This window comes from Streptomyces cavernae (assembly GCF_004023625.1).
In the GTDB taxonomy this organism is placed as follows: domain Bacteria; phylum Actinomycetota; class Actinomycetes; order Streptomycetales; family Streptomycetaceae; genus Streptomyces; species Streptomyces cavernae.
In genome coordinates, this window is sequence record NZ_RPDJ01000053.1 from 1 (window position 1) to 20,659 (window position 20,659).

Annotated in this window: 16 protein-coding genes and 1 pseudogene; 8 read left to right on the forward strand and 9 right to left on the reverse strand. The window is 70.8% G+C overall.

Annotated features, from left to right (window positions below; all coding sequences use genetic code 11):
- Positions 1–385, forward strand: a pseudogene (locus tag EF387_RS41545) (2-oxoacid:ferredoxin oxidoreductase subunit beta); the annotation flags it as partial.
- A 96-nt stretch (positions 386–481) separates the two neighbouring features.
- On the opposite strand, the gene EF387_RS41550 reads toward EF387_RS41545, so the two are convergent.
- A complete protein-coding gene (locus EF387_RS41550) occupies positions 482–874 on the reverse strand; it encodes a winged helix-turn-helix transcriptional regulator (protein WP_128381798.1) in 393 nt (130 codons plus the stop codon).
- Between the two features lie 124 nt (positions 875–998).
- Here EF387_RS41550 and EF387_RS41555 point away from each other — a divergent pair, with 124 nt between their 5' ends.
- From EF387_RS41555 to EF387_RS41570, 4 genes are all read left to right on the forward strand, one after another.
- Complete coding sequence (locus EF387_RS41555) at positions 999–1,853, forward strand: SDR family oxidoreductase (RefSeq protein ID WP_128381799.1); 855 nt, start codon at positions 999–1,001, stop codon at positions 1,851–1,853.
- A gap of 126 nt (positions 1,854–1,979) precedes the next feature.
- Complete coding sequence (rarD, locus tag EF387_RS41560) at positions 1,980–2,984, forward strand: EamA family transporter RarD (protein ID WP_238431997.1); 1,005 nt, start codon at positions 1,980–1,982, stop codon at positions 2,982–2,984.
- 7 nt (positions 2,985–2,991) lie between these two features.
- Positions 2,992–3,453, forward strand: coding sequence for a VOC family protein (locus EF387_RS41565; RefSeq protein WP_128381800.1), 462 nt, complete (start codon positions 2,992–2,994; stop codon positions 3,451–3,453).
- A 439-nt stretch (positions 3,454–3,892) separates the two neighbouring features.
- A complete protein-coding gene (locus tag EF387_RS41570; RefSeq protein WP_128381801.1) occupies positions 3,893–4,840 on the forward strand; it encodes a M28 family metallopeptidase in 948 nt (315 codons plus the stop codon).
- 109 nt (positions 4,841–4,949) lie between these two features.
- Here the strand turns inward: EF387_RS41570 and EF387_RS41575 are convergent, their stop codons facing one another.
- Positions 4,950–6,518, reverse strand: a complete 1,569-nt coding sequence (locus EF387_RS41575) for a tetratricopeptide repeat protein (protein ID WP_128381802.1) — start codon at positions 6,516–6,518, stop codon at positions 4,950–4,952.
- A gap of 266 nt (positions 6,519–6,784) precedes the next feature.
- On the opposite strand from EF387_RS41575, the gene EF387_RS41580 reads away from it, so the two are divergent.
- On the forward strand, positions 6,785–7,318 hold the full coding sequence (locus EF387_RS41580; protein ID WP_128381803.1) for a DUF6668 family protein: 534 nt from the start codon (positions 6,785–6,787) through the stop codon (positions 7,316–7,318).
- Between the two features lie 67 nt (positions 7,319–7,385).
- On the opposite strand, the gene EF387_RS41585 is transcribed toward EF387_RS41580, so the two are convergent.
- The 5 genes from EF387_RS41585 to EF387_RS41610 form a co-directional block, all read right to left on the reverse strand.
- Positions 7,386–8,417: an ABC transporter permease gene (locus tag EF387_RS41585; protein WP_128381804.1), complete on the reverse strand. Its 1,032-nt coding sequence runs from the start codon at positions 8,415–8,417 to the stop codon at positions 7,386–7,388.
- On the reverse strand, positions 8,404–9,513 hold the full coding sequence (locus EF387_RS41590; protein ID WP_238431998.1) for an ABC transporter ATP-binding protein: 1,110 nt from the start codon (positions 9,511–9,513) through the stop codon (positions 8,404–8,406). Before EF387_RS41590 ends, EF387_RS41585 begins: the two co-directional genes overlap by 14 nt.
- Before the next feature lie 69 nt (positions 9,514–9,582).
- A complete protein-coding gene (locus EF387_RS41595) occupies positions 9,583–10,848 on the reverse strand; it encodes a LolA family protein (protein WP_162467313.1) in 1,266 nt (421 codons plus the stop codon).
- Positions 10,849–11,212: 364 nt separating this feature from the next.
- Positions 11,213–12,253, reverse strand: a complete 1,041-nt coding sequence (locus EF387_RS41605; RefSeq protein ID WP_128381807.1) for a CHRD domain-containing protein — start codon at positions 12,251–12,253, stop codon at positions 11,213–11,215.
- 515 nt (positions 12,254–12,768) lie between these two features.
- Positions 12,769–13,779, reverse strand: a complete 1,011-nt coding sequence (locus EF387_RS41610; protein ID WP_128381808.1) for a polyprenyl synthetase family protein — start codon at positions 13,777–13,779, stop codon at positions 12,769–12,771.
- Between the two features lie 342 nt (positions 13,780–14,121).
- Between EF387_RS41610 and EF387_RS41615 the strand changes: the two genes are divergently transcribed.
- Entirely contained in the window at positions 14,122–16,386 is a 2,265-nt protein-coding gene (locus EF387_RS41615) for a CocE/NonD family hydrolase (RefSeq protein ID WP_128381809.1), read from the forward strand.
- 195 nt (positions 16,387–16,581) lie between these two features.
- On the opposite strand, the gene EF387_RS41620 is transcribed toward EF387_RS41615, so the two are convergent.
- Positions 16,582–17,388, reverse strand: coding sequence for an HAD family hydrolase (locus EF387_RS41620; protein WP_128381810.1), 807 nt, complete (start codon positions 17,386–17,388; stop codon positions 16,582–16,584).
- A 220-nt stretch (positions 17,389–17,608) separates the two neighbouring features.
- The gene (locus tag EF387_RS41625) at positions 17,609–18,976 is read right to left on the reverse strand and encodes an NAD(P)-binding domain-containing protein (protein ID WP_238431999.1); all 1,368 of its coding nucleotides are present in this window, start codon (positions 18,974–18,976) and stop codon (positions 17,609–17,611) included.
- Positions 18,977–19,351: 375 nt separating this feature from the next.
- Here EF387_RS41625 and fahA point away from each other — a divergent pair, with 375 nt between their 5' ends.
- Positions 19,352–20,578 (forward strand): fumarylacetoacetase, encoded by a 1,227-nt coding sequence (fahA, locus tag EF387_RS41630; protein WP_128381811.1) that lies wholly within the window; start codon positions 19,352–19,354, stop codon positions 20,576–20,578.
- The last annotated feature ends 81 nt before the right edge of the window (positions 20,579–20,659 follow it).

A 20,659-nucleotide genomic window follows, 5' to 3' on the forward strand; every position in this document is an offset into this window, starting at 1 on the left:
CCTCAAGGACAAGCAGCAGGCCGAGGAGGCTGTGATCCGCCTCGAGCACGGGCAGCCGATCCGCTTCGGCACCGATCTCGCCAAGGGCGTCGTCCGGGACGCGGCCACCGGTGACCTCAGGGTCGTCACGGTCACGCCGGACAACGAGGCGCAGATCATCGTCCACGACGCGCACTCCGCGTCCCCGACCACGGCCTTCGCCCTGTCCCGGCTGGCCGACCCGGACACCCTGCACCACACCCCGATCGGCGTCTTCCGCTCCGTCGACCGGCCCGTCTACGACACCCAGATGGCCGACCAGCTGGACACGGCGGTCGAGCAGAACGGCAAGGGCGACCTGGCCGCACTCCTCGCCGGCGGCGACACCTGGACCGTCGTCGGCTGAACGCCGGCGACTGACCGTCAGCGCCGGCCGTCAGCGTCGGCGGTCAGCGGCTGACTCCGCCGCACCCGCGGGCAGCGCGCCTCGAGGCCCGGGCCGTCAGGTCCGGGCCTCGTCGTATGCGCGGCGGGCCTTCTCCACGTCCTCCATCCGCTCCGTGGTCCACGTCGCGAGCGCCCGCACCTGCTCGGCGGCCTCGCGGCCGAGGTCGGTGAGGGAGTAGTCGACGCGCGGCGGGATCACGGGCTTGGCGTCCCTGTGGACGAGGCCGTCGCGCTCCAGGGTCTGCAGGGTCTGGGTGAGCATCTTCTCGCTGACGCGGCCGATGGCACGGCGCAGTTCGCTGAAGCGGTACGAGCGGTCCAGCAACTCGATCAGGACCAGGACGCCCCAGCGACTCGTGACGTGTTCGAGGACGAGCCGGTACGGGCACTGGGCCTCCCCGGTGTCGTACCTGGCGAGGGTTGGCTGACTCTGGTTGCTTACGGCCATGAAAGTACCTTACTTCAAAGTGGGTACTTTCCTAAAGTTAGTGCACGTCCTAGGGTGAGTGCCAGATCGTTGAAAGATCACGCATTCAGTAGATCACGCACCGCACCCACTGGAGTCGTCAGTCATGAGCATCGTCGTCACCGGAGCCACCGGACAGCTCGGGAAGTTCGTCATCGAGGGCCTGCTGGAGAAGGTTCCGGCCGACCAGATCACCGCCGTCGTCCGCGACACGGAGAAGGCCGCCGGCTTCGCCGCCCGCGGAGTGAAGATCGCGGTCGCCGACTACAACGCCCCCGAGACCTTCGACGGCCTCTTCTCCGCGGGCGACAAGGTGCTGCTCATCTCCGGCAACGAATTCGACAAGGGCCGGGTTCAGCAGCACAAGGTGGTCCTCGACGCCGCCAAGGAGGCCGGTGTCGCGCTTTTCGCGTACACCAGCGCCCTCGGCAGCCTGACGGCCGCGCTCGCCGACGACCACAAGGGCACGGAGGCGGCGATCCACGAGTCCGGCGTCCCCTACGTCCTGCTGCGCAACGGCTGGTACAACGAGAACTACACCGAGCAGCTCGCCCCCGTACTGCAGTACAACGCGGTCACCCAGGCCGCGGGTGAGGGCAGGGTCGCCTCGGCCGCCCGTGCCGACTACGCCGCCGCCGCGGTCGCCGTGCTGACCGGCGAGGGCCACGAGAACAAGACGTACGAGCTGAGCGGCGACACCGCGTGGAGCTTCGCCGAGTACGCGGCCGAGCTGAGCAAGCAGACGGGCAAGGAGATCGTCTACAACGCCGTCTCCGTCGAGGCCTTCCAGGGCATCCTGACCGGCGCCGGGCTGCCCGAGCCGTTCGCCGCGATCCTCGCGGGCGTGGACGCCTCCGTCGAGAAGGGCGAGCTGGCCGGCACCTCCGGCGACCTGTCCCGGCTGACCGGCCGCCCGACCACCCCGATCGCCGACTCGATCGCGGCGGCGCTCAAGGCCTGATCCCGCCCCTCTCCGGAGCACCTCCGGCTGTCATGACCGTATGGCGATACGGACATGACGGGCGGGGGTGCTCGGCGTTACCTTCGTTGAGGCCGTACGGGAGCGGCCGGCTGACGAGGAGGCGCGGTGTCGGGATCGGGAGCGGGAGCGGAATCGAAGGGCGAACAGCGGATAGGTCTTCTCAACGGCATCGCGGCCTACGGCATGTGGGGCCTCGTCCCCCTGTTCTGGCCGTTGCTCAAGCCCGCGGGGGCGGCCGAGATCCTCGCCCACCGGATGGTGTGGTCGCTCGCCTTCGTCGGGATCGCGCTGGCGGTGATGCGGCGCTGGGCGTGGGCCGGTGAACTGCTGCGAAGGCCGCGCCGGCTCGGACTGATCACGGTGGCCGCGGCCGTCATCACCGTGAACTGGGGCGTCTACATCTGGGCCGTGAACACGGGTCACGTGGTCGAGGCGTCCCTGGGCTACTTCATCAATCCCCTGGTCACCATCGCGATGGGTGTGCTGCTCCTCAAGGAACGGCTGCGTCCTGCGCAGTGGGCGGCGGTCGGTATCGGCTTCGCCGCGGTGCTCGTGCTCACCGTCGGCTACGGGCGTCCGCCGTGGATCTCCCTGTGTCTCGCCTTCTCCTTCGCCACGTACGGACTGGTGAAGAAGAAGGTCAACCTCGGCGGTGTGGAGTCACTGGCGGCCGAGACCGCGATCCAGTTCCTGCCCGCGCTCGGTTTCCTGCTCTGGCTGGCTTCCCGCGGCGACTCCACGTTCGGGGCCGAGGGCGCAGGACACGCCGCGCTGCTCGCCGCGACCGGTGTGGTGACCGCGGCACCACTGGTCTGCTTCGGTGCGGCGGCGATCCGGGTGCCGCTGTCCACGCTCGGTCTGCTCCAGTACCTGGCCCCGGTCTTCCAGTTCCTGCTCGGTGTCCTCTACTTCCACGAGGCCATGCCCGCCGAGCGCTGGGCCGGTTTCGCCCTGGTCTGGCTGGCGCTGTCACTGCTGACCTGGGACGCGCTGCGCTCCACGCGCCGCGCCGCGGCGGTGCTCCGTGCCGACGCCGCGCCGGAGGGGCTCGGCACAGGACCGCGCGTCGACGCGGATGTGCCTCCGCTCGAGGTCCGTCGCCCGCTATAAGTGGCCCATGACACCTAGTGAACCTCTGCACTGGAAGCTCGTCGTCGACTGCGCGGATCCGCATGCGCAGGCCGAGTTCTGGGCGGCGGCCCTCGGTTACCGGATCGAGGACAACAGCGGGCTCATCGGGCGGTTACTCGACGCGGGCGCGGCGCCCGAGGCCGCGACCGTGCAGATCCGGGGCCGCCGCGCCTGGCGGGACCTGGTCGCCGTACGGCACCCGGAGGACCCGTACGACGAACACAGCGGCACCGGTCTCGGCCGGCGCATCCTCTTCCAGCGCGTGCCCGAGCCCAAGAGCGGCAAGAACCGGATCCACCTGGATCTGCACCCGGGACCGGAGCGGCGCGCGGACGAGGTCGCACGCCTGGAGGAGCTCGGCGCGAGCGTGCTGCGGCATGTGAAGGAACCCGGCGGCGAGTGGTCGGTGATGCAGGACCCGGAGGGCAACGAGTTCTGCGTGCACTAGGCCCTGTCGTCAAATTCCCGTCTGCCGCGCGACGCCATGCACGCTCCCCCAAGCTCTTCGAGCAGGGGGACCCCCACTCGCCGCACCGGGCGAAAGCCCAAGTACATCCAGTACGAGGACTTCCGCCCGGCACTCGCCCAGCCTCCGGCCGGGGGACCCCAGAGCACGCTCCCCCAAGCTCTCGGCTTCTCCCCCACTCTCGGCTGCGCTCGAGCGGGGAGACCCCCATGAGCAGGGGGACCCCCATGACGCCGCTCGGCCCGCCCTCCGGGCGGACGACGGGAATTTGACGACAGGACCTAGCGAAGCAGAGCTGAATGTGAACTGTCCGTTAAGTGAACTGCCTGTCCAAATAGCGCCCTTGACGGAGAGTCAGTCTCGGATTCACCATCAGGCACCCCATTACCCATGGGTACCCTATGGAATTCGGAGCCCCCACATGAAGCTCTCCGTTCTCCCCGGGCGCACTTCGGCGGCCCTTGCCGTCTCGGTCGCCACATTGCTCGCCACCGCCTCGATAGCAGGGGCGGCCCCCGCCCCCGCGGCGGCCGCCGCGCCCGACATCCCGCTCGCGAACGTCAAGGCACACCTCACCCAGTTCCAGTCGATCGCCGCAGCCAACGGCGGCAATCGCGCACACGGCAGAGCCGGCTACAAGGCGTCGCTCGACTACGTCAAGGCCAAGCTGGACGCCGCCGGATTCACCACCACCATCCAGCAGTTCACCTCCTCCGGCCGCACCGGCTACAACCTGATCGCCGACTGGCCGGGCGGCGACACCAACCAGGTCGTCATGGCCGGGTCCCACCTCGACAGCGTGTCTTCCGGTGCCGGCATCAACGACAACGGGTCCGGTTCGGCGGCGGTGCTGGAGACCGCGCTCGCCGTGTCCCGCGCTCAGTACCAGCCCACGAAGCACCTGCGGTTCGCCTGGTGGGGCGCGGAGGAACTGGGTCTGGTGGGGTCGCGGTACTACGTGAACAACCTGTCCTCCGCCAACCGGGCGAAGATCAGCGGGTACTTGAACTTCGACATGATCGGCTCGCCGAACCCCGGCTACTTCGTCTACGACGACGACCCCGCGATCGAGAAGGTGTTCAAGGACTACTACGCGGGCCTGGGGGTCGCCACCGAGATCGAGACCGAGGGCGACGGCCGCTCGGACCACGCGCCGTTCAAGAACGCGGGCGTTCCGGTCGGCGGCATCTTCACCGGCGCCAGCAACACCAAGTCCGCGGCGCAGGCTGCGAAGTGGGGCGGCACGTCCGGTCAGGCCTTCGACCGCTGCTACCACTCGTCCTGCGACACGACGTCGAACATCAACGACACGGCGCTGAACCGCAACAGCGACGCGGCGGCCCATGCGGTGTGGGAGCTGAGCTCCTGACCGTACGAGGGTGCGCGCGGCACGCCGGCCGGCACGGTGACCGGGTCGGCCGGGCCGCCGGGCGAACCGGTCCCCGGCGGCCCGGCCGGGCACGGCCTGCGGTCGGTCCTCACTGGCCCTGGGCGTAGGGGTTTTCGGCGTAGAGGCGGGCGCGTTCGGTGAGGCGGGTCATCCGGGAGCGGGCCGAATCCAGTTGGTCGAGGTCGTCCGCGGCGGGCCCCTCCTCGGCGGCCAGGTCGGTCCAGACGCCGATCAGGTCGCGGCCGAGGTCCAGTCCCTGCGACGGGTCGCGGACCGCACGCCAGGCGGACGCGGCACTCTGGACGTTGCCGTAGGCGGACTGCGCGTCACCTTGGTGCCGGCAGACGCGGGCCAGGTCGAGGGAGAGCTGGAAGGAGCGCACCGCGTCGCCCGCCAAGTAGGCGATATAGGCGGTCAGTTCACGTAGTCGCAGTACCTCGGGGTGGTCCGCGCCCAGCGTCCGGGACGCGGCCTCCACCGTCTCCCCGGCCAGCGCGGACGCCACCTCGATCCGACCGTTCCGTACCGCCTCGTTGATCCGTGAGACGGGTTCCGCGAGCAGGGCGGGCTGCTCACCGAAGTCCGGTTCCAGTACGGCCTCGGCGACGGCGTCGAACCCCCGCGCGGGAGTGGGCTTCACCGGCTCCGTCAGATCGGCGAGTCCTGCGAGCGCGGCAGCATCGGCGAGTCCGGCCGACGCGGCTTGAGCGGAGGGTCCGGCCTGCGCGGCTGGAGCGGCGGGTCCGGCCTGCGCGGCTGGAGCAGCGGGTCCGGCCTGCGCGGCTGGAGCAGCGGGTCCGGCCTGCGCGGCTGGAGCAGCGGGTCCGGCCTGCGCGGCTGGAGCGGCGGGTCCGGCCTGCGCGGCTGGGCCGGAGCCTTCCGCCGGCGCGGACGCACCGGCGCCCCCGGCCTGGGAGGCGAAGGGCGGACGGGGCGGCCCAGCGGCCGCGGACTCCGGCACGGCGGACAGGTTCCGCGTCGCCGCCGTCCCGGGCTCGGGCAGAGCGCGCAATGTGAACGTCGCCACGTCACGGGCGGCCGGGGCGGGCACGGGATCCGGCACGACGTCCGGTACGGCGCCCGGCACGGACCCCTGTACCGCGCCCGGCACTGCACTCTTTACCGCGCCCGGCACGGACTCCCGCACGGCACCCGGCACAGGCCCCTGTACGGCATCCGGCACGGACTCCGATACGGCACCCGGCACGGACTCCGGTACAGCACCCGGCACAGACCCCTGTACAGACTCCCGTGCGGCACCCGGCACGGCGTCCTTCGGCTCAGGTGCGGGCCGGTCCGATGTCCACCTGTCGGATACCGCGTGGTCCGCGCTCGGCGACGCCGAGGGCCCCGGGACGCCCACGTGCAGCGGCTGCGCCGTGAAGGCGCTCGCGCCGTCCGGGGACACCTGGAGTGGCACCACGAACCCGATCCGTTCGTCGCGGACCGTCGCGTCCACGGGATGACCGGTCGCCAGGGTCAGACGGTGGAGGTAGTTCAGCACCGACGTGTGGACCGGCTCGTTGGCGGCCACCGGGACGGGACTGCCGCCGACCGTGGCCCGTCCGCTCACCGGCACATGGACCTCCACCGGAGCCGCCCGTGCGGCGGAGGCCGCGCCACGGGCACGCTTGTGTTCGCGGGAGAATCTGGACATCGTTCCCTCCACTCCGGATGGGGTGACGAAGGCGCGGGGTGGCGCGGTTCCAGACGGCCCCGGCCGCGTTGCGGGTGTACGTGATCGAGTCTCCAGGCTCGCCCCCACTGCACGTGTCACCGGAGCGTCACAGGTCCGTCCCAGGAACCCGCTGCCCGGCTCCACACGCCTTGACCACCGTGAGATCGTGCCTCGGAGGCCGTCGGCCGGCTCGGTCGAACCAACGTCACGGACTGTGTCGGCAGTTGGAGAGGAGCGATGCGGGGATGGCGGAACAAGGCCTGGGCGGGGGCCTGGGCGGTCCCGAGATCTGGCTCCGCGGACCGGTCGTCGCGCCGGCACCGCACCGGGTAGAGCCGCCCCGGCTCGTGGCGACGGCACGACGGTTCGCCTGGGTGGCCGTCCACGGCGGGGCGGGCACCACGACCCTCGCCACGGTCTTCGGCGGTCTTGACGCGGGCCGCGGCTGGCCCCGCCCGGAGCGCGGTGAACCGGAGTCGGTGCTCCTGGTGGCCCGTACGCACGCCACCGGCCTCGACGCCGTGTCACACACCCTGGACGTCTTCCGGCGGGGCGACGCACCTCCGGGCCTGGATCTGAACGCCGTGGTACTGGTCGCGGACGCACCCGGACGGCTGCCCCGCCCGCTCGTCCAGCACATCGAGGTGATCACGTCCGTCGTCGACGTGTACCGCGTCCCCTGGGTGAACGCCTGGCGCAGCAACGACTTCACGGCCGGGCCACCGCGCGAGTCCTCGCTCCTGGCCCGGCTCACCGGGAGTTCGTCCGGCGACCGGTGATGAGCCGTGTCCGCAGGGGTTCGTCGCCGGCCCGGGGCAGGGCGTCGCCGGCTTGTCCACGAACCCTCTATGCCGTGATGTCCTTCGCGGTGAACCGTGCCCACGCCGCCGAGCCGAACACCGCCGCGTACAGCGCCTGAAGGCCCAGGTTGCGCCGCAGGTCATCCCAGTACACCGGTTCACGCATCAGGTCGGCGAAGGAGAGCCAGTAGTGGGAGAAGAAGTACGGCTGTACCGCGTGCAGTTGAGGTATCTGGTCGAGGATCTGGACGGTGATCAGGAGTCCGACGGTGGTGGCCATCGCCGCGATGCCGCTGTTGGTGAGCGTGGATATGAACAGGCCCAGTGCCGCCACACCGATCAGTGAGGCCGCGACCACCAGGGCGATCAGCAGGGCCCGCAAGAGGCCCTCGCCGAAGCTGATCCGGGTGCCGGAGATGGTCGTCAGATCACCGAGCGGGAACAGCAGCGCGCCGACGGCCAGTGCCGAGGCCGCCACGACCAGGGTGGCGACCAGGCAGAACGCGAGCGTGGTGGCGTACTTCGTGAGCAGCAGCCGGGTGCGGCCCGCCGGGGCCACGAGCAGATAGCGCAGGGTTCCCGCGTTGGCCTCGCCCGCGATCGCGTCGCCGGCGATGACGCCGATCGCCATCGGCAGGAAGAACGGGAGCGTCGCCGCGAGTGAAGTGAACACCAGGAAAAGGCCGTTGTTGGTGATCTGCGCGATGAAGGCCGGGCCGCCACCGCCGCCGCCCCCGTCAGCCGGGGAGCCGCCGCTGGTCTCGATCTTCACCGCGATGCCCACCAGGATCGGCACCGCCGCGAGCACGGCCAGCAGGGCGATCGTCCGCCACCTCCGGAAGGTGGTCACCAGCTCGCTGCGGAAGAGGCCGAACGTCCACAACGGATGGCTCCCCGCCCCTGTGGAGGGGCTGATTCCCGCGGAGGGCAGGCGTGTTGCGGGTGCCGCGGACTTCGCCGGCCCCGCAGGCGGCGCGGGTGCTGGGGGTTTCGCCGATCCCGCGAGAGGCGCGGGTGCTGGGGGGTCCGCCGGCCCCGCGGTAGCCGCCGATGTCCCCGACTCCTCAGCCCGCGACATCGAACCCCTCCCCCGTGAGCGCCACGAACGCGTCCTCCAGTGACGCCCGTTCCACACCGAACCCGCGTACCCGGACCCCTGCCGCCACCAACGCGGCGTTGACATCGGCGAGTTCGCGGTCGGGTGGTTCGCCCGTCACCCCCGTCTCCGTGATGACCAGGTCCGCCACCCCCTGCTCCTTCAGCACCCGGGCCGCGTCCGCGGAGTCCGGGGTCGTCACGACCAGGCGGCCACGCGCACCCGCCGCCAGGTCACGCACCGCGCCCTGGGTGATCAGTCGGCCCTGTGCCATCACCGCCGCGTGCGAGCACACCTGCTCGATCTCGTCCAGGAGGTGCGAGGAGAGGAACACCGTCGTGCCGTCCGACGCCAACTCCCTGATCAGCAGCCGGATCTCACGCATGCCCTGCGGGTCAAGGCCGTTCGTGGGCTCGTCCAGGACCAGCAGTCGACGGGGTTGCAGCAGCGCCGCCGCCAGCCCCAGCCGCTGCTTCATCCCCAGCGAGTACGCCCTGGCCTTCTTGCCCGCTGCGGCGGTCAGTCCCACCCGGTCCAGTGCGGCGGACACCCGGGTGCGCCGGGTCCGCGGATCGGCGGTCGGGTCGGCGGCGTCGTAGCGGAGCAGGTTGTCCCGGCCGGACAGGAACCCGTACAGCGCGGGTCCCTCGATCAGCGCTCCCACGTGCGGCAGCACGACTCGGGACGAGCGCGGCATCGGCCGGCCCAGTACCCGCGCCGTGCCGGAGGTCGGTTCGATCAGGCCCATGAGCATGCGGATCGTGGTCGTCTTGCCGGAGCCGTTGGGCCCGAGGAACCCGAAGACACTGCCCGCCGGGACGGTCAGCTCGAGACCGTCGACGGCGAGCTGTCCGCCGCGGTAGCGCTTGGTGAGTCCACGGGTGGCGATCACCGCGTCCGCGGTGCCGTCTCCACCGCGCGTGTCCGGCTCACGGCCGGTGTCCGCCTCGCCGCGCGCGTCCGCCTCACGGTCCGTGCCTGACTCACGGCCCGTCTCCGCCCCGCCGCGCGTGTGCGCCTTTCCACGCGTGTCCGCCTCGCCCGGCTCGCGCTGCTCCGCGGCGGACAGGTCCTCCATGAACTCCTCGATTCGCCGTTCCCTCGGGGAACGTGTCCGGGCCGTGGGGCCCGGACACGTCCACTGTCGCTACTGGTCCGCGTTGGCCGCCTTCACCAGTGCGTCCTTGGTGACCGCACCGGCGTAGACCTTGCCGTCGTCCGTGATCAGCGCGTTCACCAGTCGGGTGGAGAAGACCGTGCCCGAGCCGAACTTGCCGGACACCTTGTCGCCCAGCGAGTCGAGGAACCGGGAGGCGTCCGCGGGGAGTTCGTCGGAGGACGAGTCCCCGGCGGCGCCGGCGCCCTCGCCCCCGTCGAGCCGGACGATGGTGGTCCAGCCCTCGCCGATGGTCTTCAGCCCGTCGAGATCCTTGCCCAGGTCCTCGCGACTCTCGTCGTGCCCGGCGCCCTTGGAAGCGTCGGGGCCCTTGGGAGCATCGGGGCCCTTGGCGCTGTCGTGGTCCCGCTTCTCCAGCTCGTCACCCTCGGTGACCTTCGTGCCCTTGGGCGGGCTGAAGTCGAAGGTGGAGGCGGCCGGCTTGGCGAAGCTCACCTCGGTGAAGCCCGCGTCGACGACGGCCGCGCCGCCGCTCGCCGGGACCAGTGTGAACTTCAGCGGCACACCCGTCTTCGCGTCCACCGCCACGGTGATGGCGCCGACCGTGGTACCGGACTGCTTCGGCTTGATCAGCAGCTTGTAGGCGTCACGGCCGGCGACCTGTGCGGTGCCGTCGACCGTCACGGACGTGGTGTCGTCGACCGCCTTCAGCGCCTCGTCGGCCAGTTCCTGGGGCGTGGCCGGGACGTCCTTCGGCATCTCCTCCTGAGCGTCGTCGGAACCGGCAGACGCGCCCGTGGAGTGGAACGCCTCGTTCGACGCGCTGTCGTACGCCCACACGTCATCGCCGTTGTGGATCAGGCTGTACTCGGACGCCTTGTCCAGGACCGACAGCTTCTGCTTGTCGGGGCCGTCGGCCGCGACGCGCAGGGTGTGGGTACCGGAGGCGAGCTCCATCAGCTTCGAGGCCGGGTCCGCACTCGAGTCACCGCCCGCAGCGCCGCCGGGAGCCAGGCTGCTCTCCAGGCCGCCGAGGCTGGGCAGGCCCAGGTCGGTGCTGATCTTCACCGTGCCGGACAGTTGCTGTACGTCCGACTTCGCCATCTTCTCGATGAGTTGCTGCGCGCTGATCTTCGGCAGATCGGGGTCGCCGGAGTCGGCGAGGGCCGGGACGAGCCCGATGGTCGCGGCGGCCACCCCCACCACCGTGAACGGAACGACGTACCGCGCGGCTTTTCGCCGCCCGGAGGGCGCCTCCCCGTCCATGGTGCTGTCGTCGGTTTCGTACGGTGCCATGTGTGCCTTACCTCCGTCGTCGGCGGCGGCCAACCGTCTGCACTCGTCCACCCCTTGCCGCCATTGTCCCCCGAAACGCTGTGAGGTGGTTTCTCAATCACACCAAATCGGCCGCGGCGAAGCGTCAGACCCCAGAGTCAACTCCGTGTACTCCTGGGGTATGACACGGGAGGGCGGCGCCTCCCCCACCCCGTAGGGGTTGGTGGAGAGGCGCCGCCGTTCCGGGTGGAGACGTCGCCCTCTGTCTCCGGGCACTGCCTCCTCTGTCTTCGGGCTGCTTTCTCTCTGCCGCCGGCTACTTCCTCCGCTGTCTTCGGGCTACTTCCTCCCCTGCCGCCGGGCTACTTCCGGCTCTGCCTCCGGGCTACTTCTGGATGAAGACGTAGTCCGCCTGGTACGGCACGCCCACGATCTTGCCGGGGGTGCAGGACCCACTCGGGGCCACGCCACCCACCGTGTTGAGGCGCAGGATCTCGGCCGTGTCCGCCAGGAGGCCGCGGTGCTTGCCGGACTGAGTGGCCTTCAGGTCGAGCTCGGGGATGTTCGTCGCACCGTTCGGGGTCTTGCTGATCAGCGAACCGGTGACCGCGCTGCGGTCCGGCGCGATCCACTGCGGTGTACCGGAGTTGGGCTTCACGAATGAGTGCGCGATACGGCCGCCGAGCAGGGCGCTGACGTCCCGCTGCGCGAAGGCGTAACCGCCGCCCTCCACGGGCTTGCACTCGTAGATCTGCTTGCCCTTGACCACCGAGGCCTGGAAGTTGTCCAGCGCGTCCCTGAAGTCGAAGGATGTGGTGACCTTGTGGAACTGGCCGCGGACGGCGCCGCCCGGGAACTCGGCCGTGTGCAGGTTGGCGTAGAACGAACCCGGATCGTTCTTCAGCCGCTTCAGCAGGGCCGCGTCCTTGACCTTGACGGTGCCGGTCACGGACTGGTGCTTGATGTTGCCGAGCAGCTTGGTGAAGTCGATCTTGATTCCGCCGTTGACGCCCTTGGCGCCCTGGTGGATGTGGAGCAGGGTCGGCTTGCCCGTGCCGCGCCACTTCACGGCGACGGACACCTTGTCCCCCTTGACCCTGACGAACTGAAGGGCCGCGCCGTCCTTGTCCCCGACGGCGGGGCCGCCCTTGACGGGGACCTCGTTGGCGCCCCGAAGGCCGGCGGCGAGGATCGTGCCGCCGTAGCTTCCGGCCGCGACGCCGCTCTGCGCGATGACCTCGGTCCGGTCGCCGTGTGCGGTGTGGTCGTTACCGCCGCCGCTGGTGCTGCTTGCGCTCTGGTGCTTGGTTCCGCTGTCGGCGACCGCCGGGATCACCGCCGCGGCAACACCCGCCGCGGCGACCACCGCGACGCTGGTCATGATCAGGCTCTTGCGGCGCTTCGTGAACGTAGCGTCAGTACCCATGATCGGAAATCTCCCCGTTTGACAGCTGACACCCCCTGCGTCAGCTTCTGGGCATGGGTACGGAACGGATCCGAGTCTGGACTCAATCCAAAAATGTGACCTGCATCACATTGAACAGAAAACGATGACAGAACTGTCACGGATGTGGCAGAGGCGTCACGAGAGGGTCCCGAGAGGGGCACCGGGACGTGGGCGGGCGTACCGAAGGAAAGTGAAATGCCTGGTCAGACGTCGATCGTCAACCGTCGGCCTGTGTTCACCCCGCCCTGCGGAGCCCCGCCGCCGGGCGCGGCCGGACCAGCCCGACCGGCCCGCCAACCCCGAGTTCGGCCAACCCACCAGCACACCGACCAGCCCGACAGCCCACGAGCCCAACGGCGCGCGGCCGGCACTCACGGCTCAGTAGGCGTCCACGCACGCACACCCCACGCATGCACACCCCGACGCATGCGCACCCCGACGCATGCACACCCGACCCGCGACCCACTCGCGGGCGTACCACTGAGTGGCGTACCTCAGCCGGCCCGGTGCACCACCGCGTCGCACAGTTCCACCAGCGCCGCCTTGGCGTAGCAGTCCGGGAGGGGTGCCAGGGTGGAGCGGGCCTCCTCCGCGTAGCGGATGGTGTCGCGTCGGGCGTGCTCCAGGGCCGGGTGTTCGCGCAGCCGGGACAGGGCCTCGGCGTGGCGGGCGTCGTCCGAGAGGTCGGACTCCAGCAGCTCGGCCAGCGCGATGTCCTCGGCCAGGCCGAGCCGCGCCACGCGCTCGCGCAGCCGCAGCACCGGCATCGTGGCGATGCCCTCACGCAGATCCGTACCGGGCGTCTTTCCCGACTCATGAGAGTCGGAGGCGATGTCCAGCACGTCGTCCGCGAGCTGGAAGGCGATGCCGAGCCGCTCCCCGTACTGCGTGAGGATGTCGACGACCGTCTCGTCGGCCCCGGACATCATCGCCCCGAAGCGTCCGGCGACCGCGACCAGCGACCCGGTCTTGCCGCCCAGGACGTCGAGGTAGTGGTCAATGGGGTCACGGCCGTCGCGCGGCCCCGCCGTCTCCAGGATCTGGCCCGTGACCAGGCGCTCGAACGCCTCGGCCTGGATCCGGACCGCCTCGGGACCGAGGTCGGCCAGTATGTGCGAGGCGCGCGCGAACAGGAAGTCGCCGGTGAGGACCGCGACCGAGTTGCCCCAGCGGATGTTGGCGCTGTCGACCCCGCGCCGCACGTCCGCCTCGTCCATCACGTCGTCGTGGTACAGCGTCGCCAGGTGAGTGAGCTCGACGACCACCGCGGAGGGGACGATCCCCGGCGCGTAGGGGTCGCCGAACTGCGCGGCGAGCATCACGAGCAGCGGCCTGAACCGCTTTCCGCCCGCCCGTACGAGGTGCTGGGCGGCCTCCGTGATGAAGGGGACCTCGCTCTTGGTGGCTTCGAGCAACCCCTCCTCGACAGCCGCCAATCCGGCCTGGACATCGGCTTCGAGAGCCTGGTCCCGCACGCTCAGCCCGAACGGCCCGACGACGGTCACGAGGGTCTCCTGTCTGCTGACGCTCTCATTGGCGGTACTGGGTCAGTGAGACGGCTGCGACGACGACGGGCCCCTGTGTTTGTCGATGTGTCGCTGCCATCACTCAAGTCAGCGTATCCGGTCGCCTTTCGATCACAGAGGGCGCCCGTCCCCCGTACCCTCCGCTTCGCTCTCGCGGACGGGTGCTCCACTACCCGGGCGCCATGCGATCACGCCGGGTATGTTCCCAAAAGGGCGACAAGCAGTCGCATGACATAGAACACACGAGAATAGACCCATAGGGAAAACTACAAATCTGCACGGTCGGTACGAAACGTACGAACCCCGCCTCCGAGGTCCCCCATGCGTGTGAGTACGTCCTTCCCCCACGAGACCTTCCACGAGGACACGCGGATTCCGCTGTCGGACGGCACACGGCTGTACGCGCGCGTGTGGCGACCGGTGGAATCCGGGCCCGGCTCGGCGGCCGGCCCCGTACCGGCGCTCCTGGAGTACGTCCCGTACCGCCTGACCGACGCGACGGCCCCGCGCGACGGGCAGCGCCATCCCTGGTACGCCGGGCACGGCTACGCGTCCGTCCGCGTGGACGTCCGCGGGCACGGCAACTCCGAGGGGACTCCGGGCGACGTGTTCTCGGACGTGGAACTGGCCGACGGCGTGGAGGTGATCGACTGGCTCGCCTCCCGGCCCTGGTGCTCCGGTCGTGTGGGCATGTTCGGCATCTCCTGGGGAGGCGGCAACTCCCTGCGGCTCGCGGCGCTCGCGCCCGAGCCGCTCAAGGCGGTCGTCACGGTCTGCGGCACGGACGACCGCTACGACAACGCGGGGCACTACAGGGGAGGTTCCGTCCTCGCCGAGGAGATGCACGCCGGGGCGGCCGCGATGCTCGCCTTCGCCTCCCGGCCGCCCGACCCGCAGTACGTGGGCGACGTCTGGCGGGACATGTGGGTGAAGCGGCTGGAGGAGATGCAGCCCCTCGGCCACGCCTGGCTCGGCCATCAGACCCGCGACGGCTACTGGCGGCACGACAGCGTCCGTGCGGACTACGGGGCGGTCCGGGCCGCCGTCCTCGCGGTCGGCGGCTGGCACGATCCGCACCGGGACACCGTGCTGCGGCTGGTCGAGAACCTGCCCTCCGAGCGCGTACGAGGCGTGATCGGGCCCTGGTCGCAGCAGTACCCGGACCGCGAACTGCCACCGGGCCCGGCGATCGGCTTCCTCCAGGAGACGCTGCGGTGGTGGGACCACTGGCTGAAGGACGTGGACACGGGCGTGATGGGAGAGCCGTTGCTCCGCTCCTACCTGGCCGACCCGCATCCCCCGATCACGCCCCCGCCCCCGGAGCCCCCGAGGGTTCCGGCCACGTCCCGGGGCGCGGCCACGCCTCGGGTCCCGGTCGCGTCCCAAGGCCCGTCGACCCCCTGGAGTCCGCCCACACCCCCAGGCTCCGCCACATCCCAGGACCCCACCACGCTCCAAGGCTCCGCCACGCCCCAAGGCCCCGCCACACCCGGGGGCCCTGCCTCGGCCACCGCCTCGGTTCCACCCGGGGCCAACCCCCCGATCCGCCCGACCCGCCCGGCCACCGCGCGTCCGGCGCTGCCCGGGCGCTGGGTCGGCGACGAGTCCTGGCCGTCGCCGGCCGTCTCCACGCGGTCCCATGTTCTGCCGGGTACCCCCGTCGTGGTGCACTCACCGCAGCACACCGGGTCGGACGCGGGTCGTTTCGTCCCGCTGGGAAGCGACGGCGGTTTTCCGCCGGACCAGCGGGAGGACGACGGGAAGTCGGTCTGCTTCGATTTCGATGTGCCGGAGGAGTTGTGGATCCTCGGCCGGCCCCGGGTGCGGCTGCGGTTGACCTCGCCGGTGGAGCGGGGCCAGGTCGCGGCGCGGCTGTGCGACGTGGCACCGGACGGCTCGTCGACGCTGATCACGTGGGGAGTACTGAACCTGTCCGCGCGGCAGGGGACGGACCGGGTGGTGCCATGGCCACCCGCTGGCACGGAGGAGGTCTCCTTCGAGCTGGACCCGATCGGCCATGTGCTCCGCGCGGGCCGACGACTCCGGCTCGCCGTGTCGTCGGCGTACTGGCCGTGGATCTGGCCGCAGACGAGCTCTCGGTTCACGCTGGATCCGGCGGGAAGCGTGCTCGAGCTCCCGGTCAGGGACCCGGATTCCGGTGCGGCCGTCACCTTCGACGAGCCCGAGCAGGCGGAGCCGCTGGGAGTGATCACACCGACGACACTGGACGAGCCCCGCCCGGAACGCCTGGTGGTACGCGACGTGGCCGCCGGCGTTCGGCGTCTTGAGGTGGACCCGAGCCCCGACGCCGTCCGCGTCCATCCGGACGGCCTCGAGTACTCGGAGGAGGCTCGGGTGACGTACACGATCCAGGACTCGGACCCGCTCAGCGCCCGGGCCCACTCGGACTGGACGATCCGCCTGCACCGCCCCGAGCTGGCGTGGAACACCACGGTGGAAACACACTCCCACCTCGCCTGCACCGCCACGGACTTCATCGCCTCGGACGAGGTGATCTGCCGGGACGGGGACGAGGTGGTCTTCCACCGCACCTGGGAGAAACGCCTCCCGCGCACCGCCGGCTGACCACAACCTCCGGGACACGGCCGCACCGGCTCGCTCTCACAGCGAGCACCCCACGCCCGCCTCGCCTCCGCTGTGGCTCGCCTCAACGCCGGCTGTCTCCGCGCGCCGACTGTCTCCGCGCGCCGACTGTCTCCGCGGTGGCTCGCCTCCGCGCGGCCCGCCCCCGCGCGGACGACGGGAATTTGACGACAGGACCTAGCGGAACAGCCGTTCCAGCACCACGGCGATCCCGTCGTCCTCGTTCGACAGCGTCACCTCATCGGCCACCGCCTTCAGTTCGGCGTGCGCGTTGGCCATCGCCACGCCATGGGCCGCCCAGTCGAACATCGGGATGTCGTTGGGCATGTCACCGAAGGCGATCGTCGCCCCGGGCGTCAGGCCCAGATGTCCGGCCGCCAGGGCGAGTCCGGTCGCCTTGGTCACGCCGCATGGCTGGAGTTCGACGGTTCCGGGGCCCGACATCGTCACCGTGGCCAGGGAACCGACCGCGGCCCGGGCGGACGACGCCAACTCGTCGTCCGACAGCCAGGGGTGGCGCATCAGCACCTTGCTGATCGGCTCCGTCCAGAGGTCGTCCCGGCGCTCCACCCGCACCGCGGGCAGCGTCGGGTGCGGCATCTGGTAGCCGGGCTCGATGAGAGTCAGACCGTCCACACCGTCCTGGTCCACGGCCGCGTAAACCTGCCCCACCTCCGCCTCGATCTTCCCGAGCGCCGTCCACGCAAGCTCCCGGTCCAGCTTCACCGACCACAGCAGCTCGTCCGCCCCCGCGTCGTAGAGCTGCGCCCCCTGGCCGCACACCGCCAGCCCCTTGCTGCCCAGGTCCTCGAGGAGCGGCCGCACCCGGGGAGCCGGGCGGCCGGTCACGACGAGGTGCTGGGCGCCCATCGCCACCGCTCTCGCCAGAGCGGACCGCGAACGGTCCGAGAGCGTGTCGTCGGACCGCAGCAGCGTTCCGTCCAGATCAGTGGCAATAAGTGAATATGCAATCGGTGCGGGCATGATCAGAGAATACGGATGCATGCTGTGCGCAGCCCGACCCGAACCGGACGTTGACCGCCGCCACGAGCGCCGCGCGCATCACCAGAGACACGTTCGAAACCACTCGAAGCCCTACAAATGACCGGGCGCGCAAAGCGGTTCACGCGCCGCGTCCGAGCATCGAGCGCACCAGCACGCGTCTCGCCGCACCGCGTACCGGCCCACGCGCCCAGCGCGTCCGTCAACCGTGCGCCGCCGCCAGATGTTTGGCCAACCGCGGTGAGGCGAACTCCGTGCCGCAGACGAACCGCATCACCGGCCCGTACGATGCCGCCGCCGGCAGCCCGGTGAAGTACAGCCCCGGCAGCGAGGACCCGAACCCGGCGCCCAGCCGTGGCGTGCCCCGGCTCACCGCGAGCCGGGTGCGCAGTTCGTGCCCGAGGAAGTCCATGGCCGACAGCGACACCCGGTAGCCGGTCGCGGCGATGACGTGGTCGGCATTGAGCTTCTCCGTACGGCCGTCCGGCGTTCGGACGACCAGTGACGGGTTCCCGTCCGCCGTCTCGGTCCGTACGATCCGCTCCACCTCGCACACGTCGACCTTGCCCTCGAACCTGTCCCGCAGCCACCAGGCGCCGAGCGGACCGAGGATCCGGCGGACCAGGAAGTGCCGTGGCTGCGACGACGGCAGATGGCGGTACGGGTGCGGGTAGTAGCTGATCGCGTAGAGCGACCAGGCCCTGCCGAACGGCGACTTGGGGCGCAGGCGCGGCTGCTTCCAGGGCGGGGCGCCGAAGGCCACGGCGCCCCGGCCGCGCGCCACCACCCGCACCCGCGCTCCCGCCTCGGCCGCGAGCGCCGCCGTCTCCAGCGCGGACTGCCCCGCTCCGACGACGATCAACTCCTTGCCGGAGAACCGGCCCAGGTCGTGGTGCTGTGAGCTGTGCGAGACCGGTGAAGTGACGGCGGGGCCGTCGGGTGTGGTGAGCTCGGGCGGCAGATGGGCGAGCCCGGACAGGCCGGTGGCCACCACGACCGCCCGGGCGATCAACAACTCCCCCGAGTCCAGCTTGAGTTCGAAGCCGCCGGATCCGTTCCGGCCCACGGAGACGAGGCGCACCCGCTCCAGTTCGGGAACCAGCTGCTGCTGGAACCATTCGCCGTACGCGCTGAACGTCTCGACGGGAATGATGTCCTCGTCCGCCACGAGCCTCGGTATCCCCGCCGCGGCGCAGTAGTCGCCGAGGGTGCGGCCGGGTTGCGGGGCGTCGATGCTGGAGGCGGCCGGGGTCGACTTGAGGAGCATCCCCTCGGGCATGTGCGCACGCCAGCTGATCATCGGCTCGGCCGGACGGCCGATGAGCCGCCCGATCCGCAGCAGACCCTCGACCAGCCGCTTCGGCTCCTCCGTGCCCGTCGTCGGCCACACGAAGGCGCGGCAGAGATGGCGTGAGACGGCGGCCGGGGTGCAACGGTCCTCGGTGATGGCGTACATCGGGACGCCGAGCCGTCCCAGGCTGCGGATGGCGCCGACTCCACCGTGGTGCAGCGGGTAGTCGCCGAACTTCACGATCAGCCCCGGCACGTCCCGGTCCACTGCGAATGGCACACCGCCGGTGCTTTCGGCCACTGGTCCCCCCACGTGTCCCCCACGGCGCGGACTCGCCGCGTCCGTTCCCCGAGGACGCCAAGGGGTCCTTGCACTATGCCCGCCCGGGTCGCGCGGCCCGGCACCGCTCCCCCAAGCTCTCGGCTGCGCTCGAGCAGGGGACACCCCCATCCAGGGCTCTCCGGCGCCTTGCGATGCACGGCACCAGACCACGCGACCTCATCGGACGCCCATAGTGCAAGGACCCCTAAGCCGGAATCGGACACTCCAACAAGACCACTCCAATCGGACATTACGAACTCTTTAGGCACTGCCCGCGAAGGTCTGCTGGACGTAACGTGTGGCCCAACAACACGGAAAGTGAGGCAGCAACCCATGCCCCCCTTTGATGCCCCCGAAGACGATCCCTTCGGCCCGCACAATCTTCCGTACGGCGTGTTCTCCCTGAACGGCTCCGGGTCGGGCCCGGCGGACCGAAAAGTCGGTGTCCGGATCGGCGACCACGTGCTCGACGCGGGCGCGGCGGCGACGGCACTCGGCTCCCCGTACGCCACGCTGCTCACCCAGCCCACGCTGAACCCGCTGCTGGCAGCTGGACGGACCACGTGGTCGGACGTACGCCGGGCCCTCACGGCCTGGGTGACGGTCCACCGGGAGGCCATCGAACCCCTGCTGCACCCGCTCTCCTCGGTCACCCTGCACCTCCCCTTCGAGGTTGCGGACTACGTCGACTTCTACGCGTCGGAGAACCACGCCCGGAACGTCGGCCGGATCTTCCGCCCTGACGCCGCGGACTCCCTCACGCCCAACTGGAAGCATCTGCCGATCGGTTACCACGGGCGGTCGGGGACGGTGGTGGTGTCGGGCACGGACGTCGCGCGCCCCTCCGGTCAGCGGAAGGCACCCACCGACCCCACGCCGGTGTTCGGCCCCTCCGTCCGCCTGGACATCGAGGCGGAGGTCGGCTTCGTCGTCGGCGTCCCAACAGCCCAGGGCACCCCGGTCCCGCTGTCGGGCTTCCGCGACCACGTCTTCGGCCTCTGCCTGCTCAACGACTGGTCGGCCCGCGACATCCAGGCCTGGGAGTACGTCCCGCTCGGCCCCTTCCTCGGCAAGTCCTTCGCCACCTCGATCTCGGCGTGGATCACCCCGCTGGATGCTCTGGAGGAGGCCCACGTCGCCCCTCCCGCCCGGACCCACCCCCTCCTGCCCTACCTGGACGACTCGGCCGAGACCTCGGACGGGCCCGGCGGCTACGACCTGCGCATCTCCGTCGCGATCAACGGCCACACCGTTTCGGAGCCGCCGTTCTCGACGATGTACTGGACCGCCGCGCAGCAACTCGCCCACATGACCGTGAACGGTGCCTCGCTCCGAACGGGCGACCTCTACGGCTCCGGCACGGTCAGCGGCCCGTCCGCGGACCAGCGCGGCTCCCTGCTGGAGCTGACCTGGAACGGCCAGGAGCCCCTCGAACTCCCCGACGGCAAGCGGACGTTCCTGGAGGACGGCGACGTCGTGACCCTGACGGCATGGGCCCCCGGCCCGGACGGCGTCCGGGTGGGTCTGGGCGAGGTCACCGGGCGGATCGTGTCCGGCTGAGAGCCAGGCCTTCGCTCCCGCTGAGGCAACCGATGTGCCCGCCCCGCCGGCCCACCGACGGGCGGGCCGGCGCCGTGCCCA

Excerpts from the sequence above, each read along its gene's own strand:
- EF387_RS41550 (WP_128381798.1), bottom strand. The coding sequence starts at position 874 with ATGGCCGTAAGCAACCAGAGTCAGCCAACCCTCGCCAGGTACGACACC.
- EF387_RS41555 (WP_128381799.1), top strand. The coding sequence starts at position 999 with ATGAGCATCGTCGTCACCGGAGCCACCGGACAGCTCGGGAAGTTCGTC.
- EF387_RS41565 (WP_128381800.1), top strand. The coding sequence starts at position 2,992 with ATGACACCTAGTGAACCTCTGCACTGGAAGCTCGTCGTCGACTGCGCG.
- EF387_RS41570 (WP_128381801.1), top strand. The coding sequence starts at position 3,893 with ATGAAGCTCTCCGTTCTCCCCGGGCGCACTTCGGCGGCCCTTGCCGTC.
- EF387_RS41575 (WP_128381802.1), bottom strand. The coding sequence starts at position 6,518 with ATGTCCAGATTCTCCCGCGAACACAAGCGTGCCCGTGGCGCGGCCTCC.
- EF387_RS41580 (WP_128381803.1), top strand. The coding sequence starts at position 6,785 with ATGGCGGAACAAGGCCTGGGCGGGGGCCTGGGCGGTCCCGAGATCTGG.
- EF387_RS41585 (WP_128381804.1), bottom strand. The coding sequence starts at position 8,417 with ATGTCGCGGGCTGAGGAGTCGGGGACATCGGCGGCTACCGCGGGGCCG.
- EF387_RS41590 (WP_238431998.1), bottom strand. The coding sequence starts at position 9,513 with ATGGAGGACCTGTCCGCCGCGGAGCAGCGCGAGCCGGGCGAGGCGGAC.
- EF387_RS41595 (WP_162467313.1), bottom strand. The coding sequence starts at position 10,848 with ATGGCACCGTACGAAACCGACGACAGCACCATGGACGGGGAGGCGCCC.
- EF387_RS41605 (WP_128381807.1), bottom strand. The coding sequence starts at position 12,253 with ATGGGTACTGACGCTACGTTCACGAAGCGCCGCAAGAGCCTGATCATG.
- EF387_RS41615 (WP_128381809.1), top strand. The coding sequence starts at position 14,122 with ATGCGTGTGAGTACGTCCTTCCCCCACGAGACCTTCCACGAGGACACG.
- EF387_RS41620 (WP_128381810.1), bottom strand. The coding sequence starts at position 17,388 with ATGCCCGCACCGATTGCATATTCACTTATTGCCACTGATCTGGACGGA.
- fahA (WP_128381811.1), top strand. The coding sequence starts at position 19,352 with ATGCCCCCCTTTGATGCCCCCGAAGACGATCCCTTCGGCCCGCACAAT.